Below are 15,999 nucleotides of genomic sequence, written 5' to 3'. Positions count from 1 at the left end.
AAAACCGATGACCCTTAAGTATACCCTTTCAGCACTAGCCCTCTTTGCCGCCTCGTCAGCCATGGCCGAAGGCCAGTGCGACAAAGTCACCTTTTCCGATGTCGGCTGGACCGACATTACAGCCACAACAGCCGCCACAACCACAGTTCTTGAGGCACTCGGCTATGAAACCGACACAAAAATTCTTGCTGTTCCAGTGACCTACGCCGCAATGGCGGCAGGCGACATTGATGTCTTTCTCGGTAACTGGATGCCAACCATGGAAGCCGATATCGCCCCCTACCGCGAGGCAGGCACAGTCGACACCGTGCGCGAAAACCTTGAAGGCGCAAAATACACCCTCGCTGTCAACAAGGCCGCAACCGACCTTGGGATCAAAGACTTCGCCGATATAGCCGCACATAAAGATGCGCTGGATGGCAAAATCTACGGCATCGAGCCCGGCAATGACGGCAACCGCGTGATCCAGACTATGATTGATGGCAACAGCTTTGGCCTTGAAGGCTTTGAAGTTGCCGAAAGCTCCGAGCAAGGCATGCTCTCGCAAGTCGACCGCGCCATCAAAAAAGGCGAGCCGATTGTGTTTCTCGGCTGGGAGCCACACCCCATGAACGCCAACTATGAAATGGGCTACCTGACAGGTGGTGATGAGTTCTTCGGGCCGGATCTTGGCGGCGCAACTATCTACACCAACACCCGCGCAGGCTATATAAGCGAATGCGCCAATGTTGGCGTATTTCTCAGCAATCTCAAGTTCACCCTCGCCATGGAAAACGAAATCATGGGCGCGATTCTGAACGACGGGACAGACCCGAAAGAAGCCGCAACAACATGGCTCAAAGCCAACCCAGATGCTGCTATGGCATGGCTTGAAGGTGTGAGCACCAAAGACGGTGGCGATGCAGCCGCCGCGCTCAAAGCCGCTCTCGGCATGTAAGCCAGCAAATGGCGGGGTGCATCTGTGCCCCGCCTCCTTATTCCCTCAGGACCAGTTATATGCGCATTCGCTTTTCCCTGTTCGGCCTTTTCCTCTCGCTGGCCGCAAGCCCTGTACTGGCGCAATGCCCGTCAGGGGCAGACCTTGCAAACGGCATCCGCCTTGAAGACCAGCGCAGCAAGACAACCTCTGTTTTCACCCGCGCCAGTCCCGATGCCCATCTGATTGAAAAGCGCCGCGGCGGAACCGCCGGTGAAACAGGCGTGCAAACCACATGGTATCTCAACGGCCTCACCCCCGGCGCAACCGATCGTAACGGATATGAAACCCGCTTTGTTCACCTGAGCGATCCGCGCCCGAAACTGGCCCGCCTTGGCAACGGTCTCAACCAGACAAGCGTGCGCTTTCGCATCATGTCCTCGGGCCGCGAGCTCGACACAGGCCGCACAACCTTCACCTATGAAGGCCGCGCTCAAATCACCATCAGCAATTGCCGCTACGACGCCCTGAAAATCAGGACCGATACCAAGCTGGCTTCTGGTGCGCACTACACATGGCGTCAATTTTACGCCCCTGAAATCGACATCGCGCTCAGGTCTGAAAAACTCAACCAGCAGGGCCGTACCCTCTCGGCCAACACCTACAACACAATCAGCAAAGCCCGCTAAAGGCGAAAAGGCAACCCCACATGATATTGAAATGGCCAAACAAGCTGATCAACGAAGACGGTAAACTTGAAGTCGGCAAAACAATCGCCGCTGCCTTTGACTGGCTAACCGATGCCTTCGGCGCGGCCTTCGATGTGCTCGAAACCGTTCTGAGCACATCCATAGACGGAGCGCTCTGGCTACTTCAGTTTCCACCGCCTTTCCTGATGGTGGCGCTTTTTGCCGCTCTCACCTGGGCGCTGCAACGCTCTTTCAAACGCACAGCTCTCGTTGCGCTTTGCTTCGCCTTTGTCATCAACCAGGGCTATTGGGAAGAAGCCACAGAAAGCCTTGCACTCATCCTGTTTGCGGGCGTTTTCTGTATGGGGGTTGGCGTGCCCATCGGCATCTATGCGGCCCACCGCCCGCGCTTTTATCAATGGCTTCTGCCTGTGCTCGACATGATGCAAACCATCCCGACCTTCGTCTATCTCATCCCGATGATCGTGCTCTTCGGCATCGGCATGGTCCCGGGCCTTGTCGCCACCTTCATTTTTGTTCTGGCCGCGCCCATCAGACTCACGCATCTCGGTATCTCGCGCACTCCCGTCACCCTCATCGAGGCGGCGCGCGCCTTCGGGGCAACCCCGCGCCAACTGCTCTGGAAGGTCGAGTTACCATCCGCCCTGCCCCAAATCATGGCAGGGCTCAACCAAACCATCATGCTCTCGCTCTCGATGGTCGTTATCGCGGCGCTGGTGGGAGCCGATGGCCTCGGCGTGCCCGTCGTGCGCGCACTCAACTCGGTCAATGCCTCTCTCGGCTTTGAAAGTGGCCTCGTCATCGTCGCCGTGGCTATTGCCCTTGATCGCATGCTGCGCGTGGAGACAAAATCATGACCAACGATATCGCAGTCTCATTTAATAAGGTTTCCATCGTCTTCGGCGACAAACCCGAAACGGCCCTGCCACTCATGGACGCAGGCCGGAGCCGCGCAGAAGTTCAGGAAGAAACTGGCCAAGTCCTCGGCGTTCACGATTGCTCGCTTGATGTCGCGCGTGGTGAAATTCTGGTTCTCATGGGCCTGTCCGGTTCGGGAAAATCAACACTCCTGCGCGCAGTCAACGGGCTCAACCCGGTGGTGCGCGGCCAAGTGACAGTGCATGATGACGACTGGACCTCCGAAGTCGGTGGCGCCTCCCCAGCCGATTTGCGCTACTTGCGCCGAAAATGCGTTTCGATGGTGTTTCAACAATTCGGCCTTTTGCCGTGGCGCTCCGTCTCCGAAAATGTCGGCCTCGGGCTAGAACTTGATGGCATGCCGGCCCCCGCCCGCGCAGCAAAAATTCGTGAGCAACTTGAGCTTGTCGGCCTGTCCGACTGGGCAAATCATAAAGTCTCCGAACTCTCAGGCGGCATGCAGCAACGTGTCGGCCTTGCTCGTGCCTTTGCAACCGATGCGCCGATCCTGCTCATGGACGAGCCTTTTTCCGCCCTCGATCCGCTCATCCGCACCCGCCTGCAGGACGAGCTTCTGGAGCTACAAGCGCGCCTTGGCCGCACAATCATCTTTGTCAGCCACGATCTTGACGAAGCCTTCAAAATCGGTGGCCGCATTGCAATCATGGAAGGTGGCCGCATCGTCCAGTGCGGCACACCACAGGAAATCTACACGCAACCCGCAAATGACTATGTCGCCGAATTCGTCGCCCACATGAACCCGCTTGGCGTTCTCACCGCCCGCGATGTTATGGAGCCACTCACACAGCAAGCCACAGGCGAAATAGAAGCTTCAGAAAAGCTCGCAGCCCTACTCCCCCATTTTCAAAGCCGAGACGCCCCCGTAAAAGTCCTTCAAAACGGGGCCGCCGTCGGGCAGGTCACCAAGACAGCCCTCCTTCAGCGCCTGCTCGCACCGCCATCCTGACACGCCTTTGCCCTTTTTTTATTGCCCGATAAATCCTGGGGTTTGGGGCCGCGCTGCTTCAGATCAAAACTTTGTCGCAGGCACAGCGGGCGTGCGCATCTTGCGTTTCAAAGCCGCTTCCCGCATCGTGATAAAGGCGATCGAGCCGATAATCACCGAGCCGCCAAGCACAACCCACGGGTCCACCCCTTCGTTAAATACCACCGCGCCAAGCGCAACCGCCCAGACAAGCTGCAAAAAGCTCACTGGTTGAGTCACCGTCACAGGGGCTGCCGCAAAGGCCATCGACATTGTGTAATGCCCTGCCGTTGCCAAAGCGGCGACCGCAAACAAAACACCAAGCTCACCCGCCGTCGGCGTCACCCAGTTGGCGAGCGCAAGCGGTGCAAGCCCCACTGTCACAGTGATCGAAAGCATCGTCACAACGATTGCAGGGTTGGTTTCATCGGCCATGAGCTTTGCCAGCAAATACGACGTCGCAAAAAAGACGGCCGCAAACAACATCGCCAGATGCCCCGGACCAACTTCACGAAATCCGGGCCGCAGAATAATCAGCGCCCCGACAAGTGCCGCCACAACCGCCATGATCCGCCTGAACGCGAGCTTCTCGCCCAAAAACAGCGCAGCCCCCAGCGTGACATAAATCGGCGAGAGATAGTTCATTGCAGTCACATCCGCGATCGGGATGCGCGCCATGGCATAAAACCAAAGCGTCACACCGCCCGTATGCGCCAACCCGCGAAACCAGAACAGCTTGTGCTGGCGCGGTGTCAGATGCGCCTGCCGCATGATTTTGATCAACGGGATCAGAAAAATAAGCCCCATCGCATAGCGCAAAAACGCTGACTCCGCCGCAGGAATGCGCGTGCCGTTGTATTTTACCAATGCTGTCACAGCGACAAAGAGAAGCCCCGTCACAAGCATCCAGATGACGCCCTTCACAGGCTGATAAGAAGGTGTTTCATTCATCTGTTAAGAAAGCCATGAAGCCCGCAGCGCTGCAAGCCCAAAACGTGGCTAAAACACAAGCTTCAGTGCAATCGCCCACATCGTCAGCCCGACAAACACATCAAGAAATTGCCACGCTCGGGGTTTGGCAAAAATAGGCGTGAGAAGTCGCGCACCATAGCCAAGTGAAAAGAAAAACGCAAAGCTCGCGCTCATCGCACCTAGTGCAAAGCTCAGCTTGTCCTCCCACTGCGCACTGATCGAGCCGAGCAGAACCACAGTATCAAGGTAAACATGCGGGTTGAGCCAGGTGAGCATCAATACCGTTGCCAAAACACCCTTGAGCGAGGATTTCACGGCTCCATCCGTCTCAAGTGCCGCGCCGCCGCGCCACGCCGCCCAAAAGTTGCGCGCGCCATACCAAAAGAGAAACACCGCTCCGCCGAAACGCATCACCGTTTCCAGCCATGGCACCGCTTCGGCCAAAGCGCCAAAACCCGCCACGCCAGCGGCAATCAGAAAAGCATCGGAAACCGCGCAGGTGAGACAGGTTGCAAAAACATGCTCCTGCCTGATCCCCTGACGCAACACAAAAGCATTCTGCGCCCCGATCGCCAGAATAAGAGAAAACCCGAGCGCAAAGCCCGCTGAGGCTGCACTCACTCGGTCTACTCCGCGCCCAGCTGCGCCATAACCTCGTCAGAGGCCTCAAAATTGGTCGTAACAGTCTGCACATCGTCGTCATCTTCGAGCGCGTCGATCAATTTCATGAGCTTTTGCATCTCCTCAAGGCCCATCTCTGTGGTCATGCTTGGCCGCCAGATCAGCTTGGTGCTTTCACTTTCCCCGAGATCTGCCTCAAGGGCCGTAGACACTTCGTTCAGGTCCGTGTCGGCGCACCAGACGATATGCCCGTCCTCACCGCTTTCCACATCTTCTGCCCCCGCTTCGATGGCGGCCATCATAACGGTGTCGGAATCGCCAACGCTGGCAGGGTATTCTACCGCGCCTTTGCGGTCGAACATAAAGCCGACAGACCCTGTCTCGCCAAGGTTCCCGCCGTGCTTTGTAAACAGCGAGCGCACATTGCTCGCCGTGCGGTTGCGGTTGTCGGTCATCGCCTCGACAATGACAGCAACGCCATTTGGCCCGTAGCCTTCATAGCGGATCTCTTCATAAGCCTCGCCATCACCGCCAATCGCTTTCTTGATCGCGCGCTCGATGTTGTCCTTAGGCATAGACAGGCCCTTGGCCTCTTTCACAGCCATACGCAAACGCGGGTTCTTTTCGGGGTCAGGGTCACCCATCTTGGCCGCAACGGTGATTTCTTTTGAAAGCTTGGAAAACAGCTTCGAACGCAGCTTGTCCTGACGCCCCTTGCGGTGCTGAATATTTGCCCATTTGGAATGACCGGCCATGATAGATATGCTCCTGATCGCACAATATGTGTTTTGCACTCTATAAGTGATGCAACGGGTCGGGTTCAACCTCTCGCCGAAAGACTTGTGATAAAACCGGATACAGGTTGCTTTGAGACACTCGAAACCGGCATACTTCCTTCTCAAAAAGCGCCACACAAGCTGATGCAAAACGCCTAATTTTCCCGTCGCAAGTCCCATCAACCCGCGTTAGTGTCGCCCCATGACACAAGATCAAATCATCCTCTTCACCCTCTTCGGCGTCTTCTTCACTCTCCTGCTTTGGGGCCGCTGGCGCTATGATCTCATCGCCTTTGCTGCTCTCATGGTAGGGGTCGTTCTCGGAGTGGTTGAAACCAAAGACGCTTTTACCGGCTTCGGGCATCCGGCCACCATCGTGGTTGCGCTGGTGCTGGTTGTCTCTGCGGGCCTCGTGCGCTCCGGAGCGATCTATCTCATCACACGGACGCTTGTTGACAGCACCCGCTCGCTTGGCGCGCATATTACCATCATGGGAGCCGTCGGAGGTGTCCTGTCCGGCTTTATGAACAACGTTGCCGCCCTTGCCCTCCTCATGCCGGTCGATATCCAGACCGCGCGCAAAGCAGGCCGCGCACCGGGCCTTTCGCTCATGCCCCTCAGCTTTGCCACCATCCTTGGCGGTATGGCGACGCTCATCGGCACTCCGCCCAACATCATCATTGCGTCAATTCGCGAAGATGCCCTCGGCGAGCCCTTCGCCATGTTTGATTTTGCACCCGTCGGCGGGCTCACAGCAGTCGCGGGCCTCGTCTTTGTTGCGCTCATAGGCTGGCGGCTCATTCCCAGCCGGGACGATGCCCTCAAAGAAGTTTCCGATATGTCAGCCTATATCGCCGAACTTACCGTGCCCAAAGGCTCAAAGCACATCGGCAAACGCCTCGGCGAGCTTGAAGAAACCGCCGAACAGGCCGATGTCGCCATTCTTGGCCTCATGCGTGACGGAAAACGCCGTTACGGCGCTGCCCGCAACTCGCTGTTGCAGGCCGGTGATACCCTCGTTCTTGAGGCATCTCCGGATGCGCTGGATGAATTCCGTGCCACACTGGGCCTCGCTTTCGCCGATGAACAACGCGAAGAACAACTCAAAGCCGCGAGCGACGGCCTTGATCTCATTGAGGTCGTGGTCACCGCCGAAGCACGGATCAATGGTAAATCCGCAATCACACTGGGCCTGTCATGGCGCAAGCAAACCGTGCTCATGGGCATCTCTCGCAAGGGGCGCCGCATCACCAACCATATCCGCAAAGCCGAAGTGCAGCCAGGCGATATCCTGCTCCTGCTCGTCCCAAAAGGCGCTGGTGCCGAGATCACGGACTGGCTCGGCTGCCTGCCGCTGGCCGACCGTGGCCTTGCCGTCACCCAAGACAGCAAAACATGGCTCGCCATCGGCCTGTTCGGGGCAGCCGTGGCGGCGGCATCTTTCGGCCTCGTCTATCTTCCCATCGCGCTCGGAATCGTCGTTGTCGCCTATGTGCTTTTCAAAATCCTGCCGCTCTCCGAGCTTTATGATCACATCAACTGGCCCGTTGTCGTCCTGCTCGGCTCGATGATCCCCCTCGGGGCGGCGCTCGAAAACTCCGGCGGAACCGAACTGCTCGCAAACGCACTGCTCGGCATCACCGCTTCAATGCCGGCTTGGGCCATCCTGACGGTGCTGATGATCGTTACCATGACGCTGTCGGACGTGCTCAACAACACTGCAACAACCATCGTTGCCGCCCCTGTCGGCATCGAAATGGCACGCGTGCTCGACGTCTCTCCGGACCCTTTCCTCATGGCCGTCGCCGTGGCGGCAAGCTCGGCGTTCCTTACCCCGATCGGGCATAAGAACAACACACTCATCCTCGGTCCGGGCGGATACCGTTTTGGCGATTACTGGCGCATGGGTTTACCGCTCGAAATCATCGTGGTCGCGGTCTCGATCCCGCTCATTCTCGTCTTCTGGCCTCTCTAGCCTGCTTCAAATCGCGCTGCGCGCAATCTGACCCGCTGGGGGCTTTGCCCCCAGCGGGTCAGGCGGGGGCCAGCCCCCGCACCCCCGGGATATTTAGAGCAAAAAGAAAGGGGTTAAAGCGGCCAGAGCAGCGGTATCAGCGCCGATGCCAACAGACCCACCGTCAAATTCAGCGGTATGCCCACGCGCATAAAGTCGGTAAATTTATATCCGCCGGGGCCATACACCAGCATGTTTGTCTGATACCCGATCGGCGTTGCAAACGAAGCACTCGCCGCAACCATCACCGCCACGATCAAAGGCCGCGCATCAATCCCGAGCGCATCGGCGACCCCGATCGCAACAGGCGTAATAACCACAGCCACAGCGTTATTGCTCACAAGCTCTGTGAGCACCGATGTCAGCAGGTATATCGCCCAGATAATCAGAAATGGCGGCAAAACCGACAGCACGGGCGCAATGGATCGCACAATCAGTTCCACAGCACCCGTCGCCTGCAACGCCGCGCCGATCGCCAACATAGCAAAGATCAGTGCAAGCAGGCGCCCGTCCACAAAGGAAAATGCCTCTTCCGCATCAATACAGCGCGACAACAGCACAATCGCTACAGCCAGAACCGCCAGAAGCAAAATCGGCGCAACACCCAGGCCCGCCAGCAGCACCAAGCCGACCATCACCCCGATCGCCAGCGGCGCATGGCCACGGCGGAAAGCACGCGCCTGCGGCTGGTTCACTTCTACGAGCTCCATATCATCGGCGAGACGGTGGATATCGTCCGGTGCACCTTCCAGCAGCAGCGTGTCCCCCACCCGCACAATCAGCTCGTCAAGCTGGCGGCCAATGTTCTGGTTACGACGGTGCACCGCCAGCGCATAAACCCCGTATCGGCGGCGCAGACGCATCGCGCCCAGCTTGCGCCCGACCATCTTTGCCCCGGGCGTAATCAGCACCTCAACAGTTGTCGTCTCAACGGCTGAAACCTGATCCACCCGCTTTAGCTCCTTGTTGCTCTGCAAGCTCAAAAGCTCTGTCATCTCGGTTCGCAAAACCACACGGTCGCCTACCTGTAATGTGACCCCAGCCAGATTGCGCCGCAGCGAGGCATCCCCGCGGATTACGTCAATCAGACGCACACCATCCCGCTTGAAGAGCTGAACACCCGAGACCTCACGGCCAATCAGGTTGCTCTCGGGCGGAATAACCGCCTCGGTGAAAAACTTCATCTTGGAGCGGTTGCTGAGCAAGCTGGCCATGCTGTCACGCTCAGGCAACAGCATTGGTGCAATAAAACGCAGGTAAATCATCCCCCAGATCACCAGTGCAATCCCAAGCGGCGTCACTTCAAAAATGGTAAACGCAGCCTGCCCATTGGCCCGCGCCACACCATCGACCAAAAGGTTGGTCGATGTGCCGATCAGCGTCAGCGTGCCGCCCAGAATAGCTGCATAAGACAGGGGAATAAGCAGCTTTGAAGCTGACATCCCCATTGTTTTTGCAAGCTGCACAAACACGGGGATCATCACAACCACAACCGGCGTGTTGGATACAAACGCCGAGGCAATCACCACAAACCCCATCAAAAGTCCGATGGCGAGCACAGGGTTCGTCGCCGCTGTCTTGTCGGCCACACTGGTAAAAGCCTCCAAAGCCCCCGTGCGCACCAACGCGCCCATCACGATAAACATTGCTGCAATCGTCCATGGCGCAGGGTTTGACAACACATCAAGCGCGTTTTCATAGGGCAGTAACCCCAGCACCAGCATCAGCGCTGTCCCCGCAATCGCCACAACTTCTGCAGGGTAGGTTTCGCGCACAAAAAACACAAACATGCCCACAACAACCAAAAGCGCCAAAAACGCCTGTGCTGTCTGGCTCAGTTCGAATAATCCCATCAGGCCCTGCCTCTTTTTAAATCTTTACACATTGTCACGTTCAAGGCGGTAAGCCGCAAGTTTTTCCTTGTCGCAGAACACCATTAAAATCCGCATCAAAAGCCTGCTTTAAGGCGTGGCCTCCTGAAGCCGCCCGCCCACGCGCACAGGGGCTATTTTCAGTGCCTTGCCCGTGCGGTCATCGGTCTCGACAAAAATACCCGAAAGCGTGGCCTCCTCGTTTGCCGGTGTAAAACGGCTCTTGGCCATGCCCGTCACAAAGCGGCGCATCGGCTCGGCTTTTTCCATACCAATCACGCTGAGATAATCGCCGCACATTCCCGCATCCGTCAGATAGGCTGTGCCCTGCGGCAAAATCTGCGCGTCCCCCGTCGGCACATGAGTATGCGTGCCCACAACAAGGCTCGCGCGCCCGTCACAGAAATGGCCCATAGCCATTTTCTCCGAAGTCGCCTCACAATGCACATCGACAATCGCCGCCTGCACCGCACCGCCCAGAATATGCTTTTTCAAAACCAAATCAATCTGGCCAAACGGGTCTTCAAACGCCCGCTTCATAAAAACCTGCCCCAACACCTGCGCAACAAGCACCTTGCGCCCGCGCCCGTCCTGAAACACCCGCGCGCCAGTTCCGGGTGCGCCCTTGGCAAAGTTTACGGGCCGCAAAATCCGCGGCTCGCTGCCGATGAATTGCAGCATGTCCTTCTGGTCAAACGCATGGTCGCCCAGAGTGAGGCAATCCGCACCTGCTTCAAGAAGCGCCTTGGCATGTTCGCCCGATAGCCCCATGCCATTGCTGGCGTTCTCTCCGTTAACCACAACAAAATCGAGGCCCCAAGCCTCCCGAAGGCCCTTGAGCCGCTCAGACACAGCACGGCGGCCCGCGCGGCCCATCACATCACCTAAAAATAGAAGTCTCATGCCAAACTCTTAGGCCCCAGGCGCAACTGATGCAATCTTGTATCGCGCCTTGTAACGCACAGGAAAGGCCACGGAGCGCGCAATGAAACACACTTTGGCAATTTCTGAATGTACCGCATCGGCACGCGCAAGGTCGGTTCCCGCCGCCAAAGTGATGCGAGGGCGAAGCTCTGCACTCACAAATCGCCCCGCACCGCTCGGCTCACTCTCGCCATGTCCCACAGGATCATCTTCATACCCAAGCACCACCACGCCAGCCTCATACGCAAGATGTAAATACCAAAGCATATGACAGGCCGAAATCGCGGCAATCAACATATCTTCAGGGTTGTGCAGACGCGGATCACCGCCCAAGAGCGGATCGTTGGAGCAGGCAATCACTGGCTTGCCTTCTGTGCGCACCTCCCACGTGCGCGCATACCCCTTGTCGCTCTCGTTGCCCGTCCCAAGATTGCCGGTCCAGACAACCTTGGCATCAAAATCATGTGCGTGACTCATGGCCGATCCTTTTTCTTACTAAAAATATCCCCGCCGGAGGCAGCCCTTTTGCAGAGCGTGGGGCGGGCGGGTGGGAACGCTCTGCAAAAGGGCTTCACACCGTAATAATCCCGCTCTCAGTCACGATCATATCCAACGTCTGATCCGTTGCTTCCAGCGGAAGACTGGCCGCCTCTTGCGCCGCAAATGCAAAGCCGACAGCCAAAGTCGCCCGCTTGGCGCGCAGGCTTTCCAGCGTTCGGTCATAAAATCCACCGCCATACCCGAGCCGCCCGCCTTTGAGATCAAATGCAACCAGCGGCACTATCAGAATTTCCGGCTCGATAAAATCAAGCTCCGCAGGCACCATGGCGCCGAACGCGCCTTCAACCAACGCGCAATCAGGCTCCCAGAGGGCAAACTTGAGAGCCTCCCCCTTGCCCACAATATAAGGCACTGCCACAGGCCCGTGCGCCGCAGCTTCTTCCATCGCGGGCAACGGATCAATCTCGGTTCTGATCGGCAAAAAGCCCGACAATGGCACACCCCTGTGGCCCGCCAGAACTTCCGAAAGATAACCGGCCTGCGCCTTGCCCGCCGCTTCAAACGCCTCTTTGCGGCGGGCGAAAGCCTGTTTGCGGGCCTGTGCTTTCAAGTCCGCAAGATCGTTCATATCAACACCCACGCCGCCAATCCGAGGAAGGCAAAAAAACCGACAACATCTGTAACTGTCGTCACAAAGGCACCCGAGGCCAGCGCAGGGTCAACCCCCACCTTCTCCAAAACGACAGGGATCACTGTGCCGGCAAAGCCCGCCACAACAAGGTTAATCACCATCGCCGCAGCAATCACCATTCCCAAAGTCGTCGAGGAGAACCAGAGTATGCAAACAATACCCATCACCACAGCAAAAATTGTGCCGTTCACCGCGCCCACAAGCACCTCACGTCGGATCACCCGCCAGACGTTGGAGCTGGTCAAATCCTTGGTCGCAATCGCGCGCACGGCCACGGTCAGGCTTTGTGTGCCTGCATTGCCGCCCATCGAGGCCACAATCGGCATCAGCACCGCCAGCGCAACAAAATCGCGGATCACCACATCAAACTGCGCAATCACAAGGCTTGCCAGCACCGCTGTCACAAGGTTCACAGCCAACCACGGAAAGCGCCGCTTTGTAGTGCTGATCACGCGGTCGGTCAGGCTGCCCTCACCCACACCCGCAAGGCGCATGATGTCTTCTTCGTGCTCCTCATCAAGCACCGCCATAGCGTCATCAATGGTGATCACCCCCACAAGACGGCCCTCATCATCCACAACAGGCGCCGAAATCAGGTGATACTGGTTGAAGGCATAAGCAACGTCGCCTTCATCCTGATCGACAGGGATAATCTGGAAAACCTCTTCGGTGAGCTCCATCAAAATCTGCTTGCGCGGCGCCCCCATAATGCGACCCAGCGTAACATTCCCAACAGGATGCATCCGCGGATCGACCAGCACGACATGGTAAAACTGATAGGGCAAATCTTCAGACGAGCGCATGAAGTCAATCGCATCGCCCACAGTCCAATGCTCGGGCACAGCAACAACCTCGCGCTGCATCAGGCGGCCCGCAGATTCCTCGGGATAGCTCAACGCCTGACGCGCGATCACCGCATCCGATTCATCCAGCGCATCAAAAATGGCTTCCTGCTGCTGCGCTTCAAGGTCTTCCAGAAGATCGACAACATCGTCCGACTCAAGGTCGCGCACCGCATCAGCCAGAACTTCAGGGCTCAGCGCCGCAATCACATCTTCACGGATGCTTTCGTCAAGCTCCGAGAGGATATCCCCGTCAAACTCGACACCATAAAGCTCAATCAGCGCATTCCGGTCCGCCGAACTGATCTGCTCCAGCATGTCGGCGATGTCGGCCGCATGCATCGGCTCCATCAGCGCGATCACCCTGTCGCGGTCGCCCTCTTCCACAGCTTCCAGAACCGCATCCACATCGCGGCGGCTTAGCTGATAGGCCTCTTCTTCAGGCTCAGGTAATTCGATGTCTTGCTCGTCCAAATCGGCCCCCGTTCGCTTGCGCGTAACCTATGCGCAAGCCGAAGCAGGGGCAATCGGCGATTTGCTTTTCAGCACTGGCCCCGCTTGGCGGCAAGCATCATCACCCATGTGTTATTCGGGCCGCGCACAACAGCTATATCACGCGCTTTGGGCTTAAGCATATTGCGCCTATGCCCCGCAGAATTGGCCCAGGCCTGCATCACTTCGGCCGCGCTTTCCTGCCCCGCTGCTACATTTTCAGCCACAGTGCAAAACTTGTAACCGGCACGCTTGGCGCGCCGTGAGGGGTCCGAGCCATTAGAGCCCTTGTGGCTCAGAACGCCACGCCGCGCCATGTCGGCAGCATGCCCCTCGGCAGCTTGCTCGAGCTGGCCGCTGATCTGAAGCGCATGAAGCCCGTTTTGCGCGCGCAAGGCATTCACCATCTGCACCACGTCTCTGGCAGGCTGGGCAGGCGTCATCGTCGCTGCAAAGCATAGCGCAATCGCGCCTATCATCTGTTTCATCACCTGCATGTTCAGGCCTCCATGAGCTTGGCCGCCAGTTTATTCTGGCGTGCAACTATGGCCGCAAGGTCAAGGTGCGGCATATGACCATCCTGCACAATATGACGTCCGTTCACAAACAAATCCTTAACGCGGCTTGGCCCCGCAAGCAAAAGCGCCGCAGGGTCCCAACTGCCCGCGCTTTCGATCCCGCGTGTGTCCCAAATCGCGATGTCAGCACATTTGCCCGCTGCAATCTGTCCACAGTCAGGCCGCCCCAGCACCTCTGCGCCCCCGCGCGTGGCAATCTCCAGCGCCTCACGCGCACTCATCGCATCAGCCCCGTTTGCCACCCGCTGCAACAACATGCTCTGGCGCGCCTCCGCCATAAGCTGCCCTGTGTCATTGCTCGCCGAGCCATCCACACCAAGGCCAACTTTTACACCCACGTCGCGCATCCCGCGCACGGGTGCGATCCCCGAGCCAAGACGGCAGTTGGAGCACGGGCAATGCGCAACTCCCGTGCCGGAACGTGCAAATAAATCAATCTCTTGCCCATCCAACTTAACGCAATGCGCATGCCAGACATCTGGCCCCGTCCAGCCCAGATCTTCTGCATACTGCCCCGGGCGGCACCCGAATTTTTCAAGGCTATAAGCCACATCTTCATCATTTTCCGCCAGATGGGTGTGCAGCATAACGCCCTTGTCGCGCGCGAGAATAGCCGCCTCACGCATCAGATCGCGGCTCACCGAAAAAGGCGAGCACGGCGCAACGCCCACCCGCACCATCGCACCCTCGCGCGCATCATGATGCGCATCAATCACGCGAATACTGTCTTCCAGAATGGCCCGTTCGCTCTCCACAAGACTGTCAGGCGGCAGGCCCCCATCACTTTCGCCGATACTCATCGCCCCGCGCGTAGGATGAAAACGCAAGCCAATTTCCGCCGCCGCTGCAATCGTATCATCCAGCCGCGCGCCGTTGGGATAAAGGTAAAGATGGTCCGAGCTCATGGTGCAGCCCGTCAGCGCCAGCTCGATAAGCCCCACTTGCGCGCTCACAAACATCTCTTCGGGGCCGAACCTGCTCCAGATAGGATAAAGCGTTTTAAGCCAACCAAACAACAGCGCATCCTGCCCGCCCGGAACCGCACGGGTAAGGCTCTGGTAAAGGTGGTGATGTGTATTTACGAGGCCTGGCGTCACCACACAGCCTCTGGCCTCAAGCACAGTGCCTTGCCCCGCAAGCCCGTGGCCCACAGCCGCAATCCGGCCATCACGGATCAAGATGTCCGCGCCGCGCAACTCCTCACGCCTGTCGTTCATTGTCAGTATGTGGTCCGCGCCGCGGATCAGTGTTTCAGCCATGTCAGCACCTCGTCATGGTGCCCCCTCATGTTCAAAACCGTGTCGCTGGAAAAGGGCCTAGAAGCGCATCACCCGTAGAATATAGGCCAATCTGGCAGATCCTGAAAGCCTACCGTCACGTGATGCGCGATAAAAGGCCAAGCGCCTCTCTATGCTGCTGCTCGTTTGCCGCCGCCAGAACGCGCCCGCCGCCATGCGCCTTGCCACCCTCCCAGTCGGTCACAATTCCGCCTGCCGCCTCGATCACTCCGATCGGCGCGCAAATATCATAGTTGGAAAGCCCCGCTTCGATCACAAGGTCAATCTGTCCGGCAGCCAAAAGAGCATACGCATAGCAATCCATCCCGTAGCGCGTAAGCTGCACCTCTTTCGCAACGCTCTCAAAGCCCTTGCGCTCCGCGGGACTGCCCACTTCCGGAAAAGTTGTAAACAATATCGCCTCCGACAGCGGCCTGCCGGCGCGTGTGGTCAAAACCTTTGCCCCATGCGGTCCGCTCATCTGGGCGGCTCCGAACCCGCCCCAGAAACGCTCGCCTATATAAGGTTGGTCGATCATCCCGAAGATCGGCCCGTCCGCATCGCAAAGCGAGATCAGCACCCCCCAAGTCGGCGTGCCCGACATAAAGCCGCGCGTCCCGTCAATCGGGTCCAGCACCCAGGTCAACCCCGATGTGCCGCTGGCAGCACCATATTCCTCGCCCACAATCGCATCATCAGGCCGCAGTTGCGCCAGCAGCGCCCGCATGGCGCGCTCGGCGGCTTTGTCGGCCTCTGTCACAGGGTCAAATCCCGTGGCAAGCTTGTTTTCGGCCATCAGCCCTGTCGCACGAAAATAAGGAAGCACCACGCTTCGGGCGGCCTCGGCCAACCCATGCGCAGTGCTTACCAATTCGTCTGTGTCATACTGCATCTTCAGTGCCTCCTGCTAC

The 15,999-nt window shown here is 58.0% G+C and carries 16 protein-coding genes; 5 read left to right on the top strand and 11 right to left on the bottom strand.

Annotated features, from left to right (window positions below):
• The first annotated feature begins 7 nt into the window (after window positions 1–7).
• From choX to choV, 4 genes are read left to right on the top strand one after another with little or no spacing between them, the layout of a single operon-like run.
• Window positions 8–937, top strand: a complete 930-nt coding sequence (gene choX, locus OE750_RS00520; protein ID WP_263760273.1) for a choline ABC transporter substrate-binding protein — start codon at window positions 8–10, stop codon at window positions 935–937.
• A gap of 59 nt (window positions 938–996) precedes the next feature.
• Window positions 997–1,605, top strand: a complete 609-nt coding sequence (locus OE750_RS00515) for a hypothetical protein (protein WP_263760271.1) — start codon at window positions 997–999, stop codon at window positions 1,603–1,605.
• A gap of 20 nt (window positions 1,606–1,625) precedes the next feature.
• Window positions 1,626–2,483 (top strand): choline ABC transporter permease subunit, encoded by an 858-nt coding sequence (gene choW, locus OE750_RS00510; RefSeq protein ID WP_263760269.1) that lies wholly within the window; start codon window positions 1,626–1,628, stop codon window positions 2,481–2,483.
• Complete coding sequence (choV, locus tag OE750_RS00505) at window positions 2,480–3,511, top strand: choline ABC transporter ATP-binding protein (protein WP_263760267.1); 1,032 nt, start codon at window positions 2,480–2,482, stop codon at window positions 3,509–3,511. Before choW ends, choV begins: the two co-directional genes overlap by 4 nt.
• A 63-nt stretch (window positions 3,512–3,574) precedes the next feature.
• Here the strand turns inward: choV and OE750_RS00500 are convergent, their stop codons facing one another.
• Genes OE750_RS00500 through OE750_RS00490 form a run of 3 tightly spaced genes read right to left on the bottom strand, consistent with a single transcriptional unit; the run spans window position 3,575 to window position 5,877 of the window.
• Complete coding sequence (locus OE750_RS00500) at window positions 3,575–4,480, bottom strand: DMT family transporter (RefSeq protein ID WP_263760265.1); 906 nt, start codon at window positions 4,478–4,480, stop codon at window positions 3,575–3,577.
• 48 nt (window positions 4,481–4,528) lie between these two features.
• A complete protein-coding gene (locus OE750_RS00495) occupies window positions 4,529–5,122 on the bottom strand; it encodes a LysE/ArgO family amino acid transporter (RefSeq protein ID WP_263760263.1) in 594 nt (197 codons plus the stop codon).
• Between the two features lie 5 nt (window positions 5,123–5,127).
• Window positions 5,128–5,877: a YebC/PmpR family DNA-binding transcriptional regulator gene (locus OE750_RS00490; protein ID WP_263760261.1), complete on the bottom strand. Its 750-nt coding sequence runs from the start codon at window positions 5,875–5,877 to the stop codon at window positions 5,128–5,130.
• Between the two features lie 223 nt (window positions 5,878–6,100).
• Here OE750_RS00490 and OE750_RS00485 point away from each other — a divergent pair, with 223 nt between their 5' ends.
• A complete protein-coding gene (locus tag OE750_RS00485) occupies window positions 6,101–7,873 on the top strand; it encodes an SLC13 family permease (protein ID WP_263760259.1) in 1,773 nt (590 codons plus the stop codon).
• A 113-nt stretch (window positions 7,874–7,986) separates the two neighbouring features.
• On the opposite strand, the gene OE750_RS00480 is transcribed toward OE750_RS00485, so the two are convergent.
• The 8 genes from OE750_RS00480 to hisN form a co-directional block, all read right to left on the bottom strand.
• On the bottom strand, window positions 7,987–9,765 hold the full coding sequence (locus OE750_RS00480; RefSeq protein WP_263760257.1) for an SLC13 family permease: 1,779 nt from the start codon (window positions 9,763–9,765) through the stop codon (window positions 7,987–7,989).
• A gap of 108 nt (window positions 9,766–9,873) precedes the next feature.
• Window positions 9,874–10,686: a TIGR00282 family metallophosphoesterase gene (locus OE750_RS00475; RefSeq protein ID WP_263760254.1), complete on the bottom strand. Its 813-nt coding sequence runs from the start codon at window positions 10,684–10,686 to the stop codon at window positions 9,874–9,876.
• 9 nt (window positions 10,687–10,695) lie between these two features.
• Complete coding sequence (locus OE750_RS00470; protein ID WP_263760252.1) at window positions 10,696–11,184, bottom strand: OsmC family protein; 489 nt, start codon at window positions 11,182–11,184, stop codon at window positions 10,696–10,698.
• 94 nt (window positions 11,185–11,278) lie between these two features.
• A complete protein-coding gene (locus OE750_RS00465; protein WP_263760250.1) occupies window positions 11,279–11,836 on the bottom strand; it encodes a 5-formyltetrahydrofolate cyclo-ligase in 558 nt (185 codons plus the stop codon).
• Window positions 11,833–13,215 (bottom strand): magnesium transporter, encoded by a 1,383-nt coding sequence (gene mgtE / locus OE750_RS00460; RefSeq protein WP_263760248.1) that lies wholly within the window; start codon window positions 13,213–13,215, stop codon window positions 11,833–11,835. Before mgtE ends, OE750_RS00465 begins: the two co-directional genes overlap by 4 nt.
• 68 nt (window positions 13,216–13,283) lie before the next feature.
• Entirely contained in the window at window positions 13,284–13,730 is a 447-nt protein-coding gene (locus OE750_RS00455) for a CAP domain-containing protein (RefSeq protein WP_263760246.1), read from the bottom strand.
• Between the two features lie 2 nt (window positions 13,731–13,732).
• Window positions 13,733–15,070: an 8-oxoguanine deaminase gene (locus OE750_RS00450; protein ID WP_263760244.1), complete on the bottom strand. Its 1,338-nt coding sequence runs from the start codon at window positions 15,068–15,070 to the stop codon at window positions 13,733–13,735.
• A 115-nt stretch (window positions 15,071–15,185) separates the two neighbouring features.
• Complete coding sequence (gene hisN, locus OE750_RS00445; RefSeq protein ID WP_263760242.1) at window positions 15,186–15,980, bottom strand: histidinol-phosphatase; 795 nt, start codon at window positions 15,978–15,980, stop codon at window positions 15,186–15,188.
• Between the last annotated feature and the right edge of the window lie 19 nt (window positions 15,981–15,999).

Source organism: Lentibacter sp. XHP0401, assembly GCF_025751535.1.
Taxonomy (GTDB): Bacteria; Pseudomonadota; Alphaproteobacteria; order Rhodobacterales; family Rhodobacteraceae; genus Lentibacter.
Note: the sequence above shows the minus strand (reverse complement) of the source record. Positions and strands in the feature narration are given on the sequence as shown.

Bases quoted from the DNA above. Each gene is read 5' to 3' on its own strand.
- OE750_RS00485 (WP_263760259.1), top strand. From the start codon at position 6,101: ATGACACAAGATCAAATCATCCTCTTCACCCTCTTCGGCGTCTTCTTC.
- OE750_RS00515 (WP_263760271.1), top strand. From the start codon at position 997: ATGCGCATTCGCTTTTCCCTGTTCGGCCTTTTCCTCTCGCTGGCCGCA.
- OE750_RS00490 (WP_263760261.1), bottom strand. From the start codon at position 5,877: ATGGCCGGTCATTCCAAATGGGCAAATATTCAGCACCGCAAGGGGCGT.
- OE750_RS00500 (WP_263760265.1), bottom strand. From the start codon at position 4,480: ATGAATGAAACACCTTCTTATCAGCCTGTGAAGGGCGTCATCTGGATG.
- OE750_RS00470 (WP_263760252.1), bottom strand. From the start codon at position 11,184: ATGAGTCACGCACATGATTTTGATGCCAAGGTTGTCTGGACCGGCAAT.
- OE750_RS00475 (WP_263760254.1), bottom strand. From the start codon at position 10,686: ATGAGACTTCTATTTTTAGGTGATGTGATGGGCCGCGCGGGCCGCCGT.
- OE750_RS00455 (WP_263760246.1), bottom strand. From the start codon at position 13,730: ATGCAGGTGATGAAACAGATGATAGGCGCGATTGCGCTATGCTTTGCA.
- OE750_RS00450 (WP_263760244.1), bottom strand. From the start codon at position 15,070: ATGGCTGAAACACTGATCCGCGGCGCGGACCACATACTGACAATGAAC.
- choW (WP_263760269.1), top strand. From the start codon at position 1,626: ATGATATTGAAATGGCCAAACAAGCTGATCAACGAAGACGGTAAACTT.
- OE750_RS00480 (WP_263760257.1), bottom strand. From the start codon at position 9,765: ATGGGATTATTCGAACTGAGCCAGACAGCACAGGCGTTTTTGGCGCTT.
- OE750_RS00465 (WP_263760250.1), bottom strand. From the start codon at position 11,836: ATGAACGATCTTGCGGACTTGAAAGCACAGGCCCGCAAACAGGCTTTC.
- choV (WP_263760267.1), top strand. From the start codon at position 2,480: ATGACCAACGATATCGCAGTCTCATTTAATAAGGTTTCCATCGTCTTC.
- choX (WP_263760273.1), top strand. From the start codon at position 8: ATGACCCTTAAGTATACCCTTTCAGCACTAGCCCTCTTTGCCGCCTCG.
- hisN (WP_263760242.1), bottom strand. From the start codon at position 15,980: ATGCAGTATGACACAGACGAATTGGTAAGCACTGCGCATGGGTTGGCC.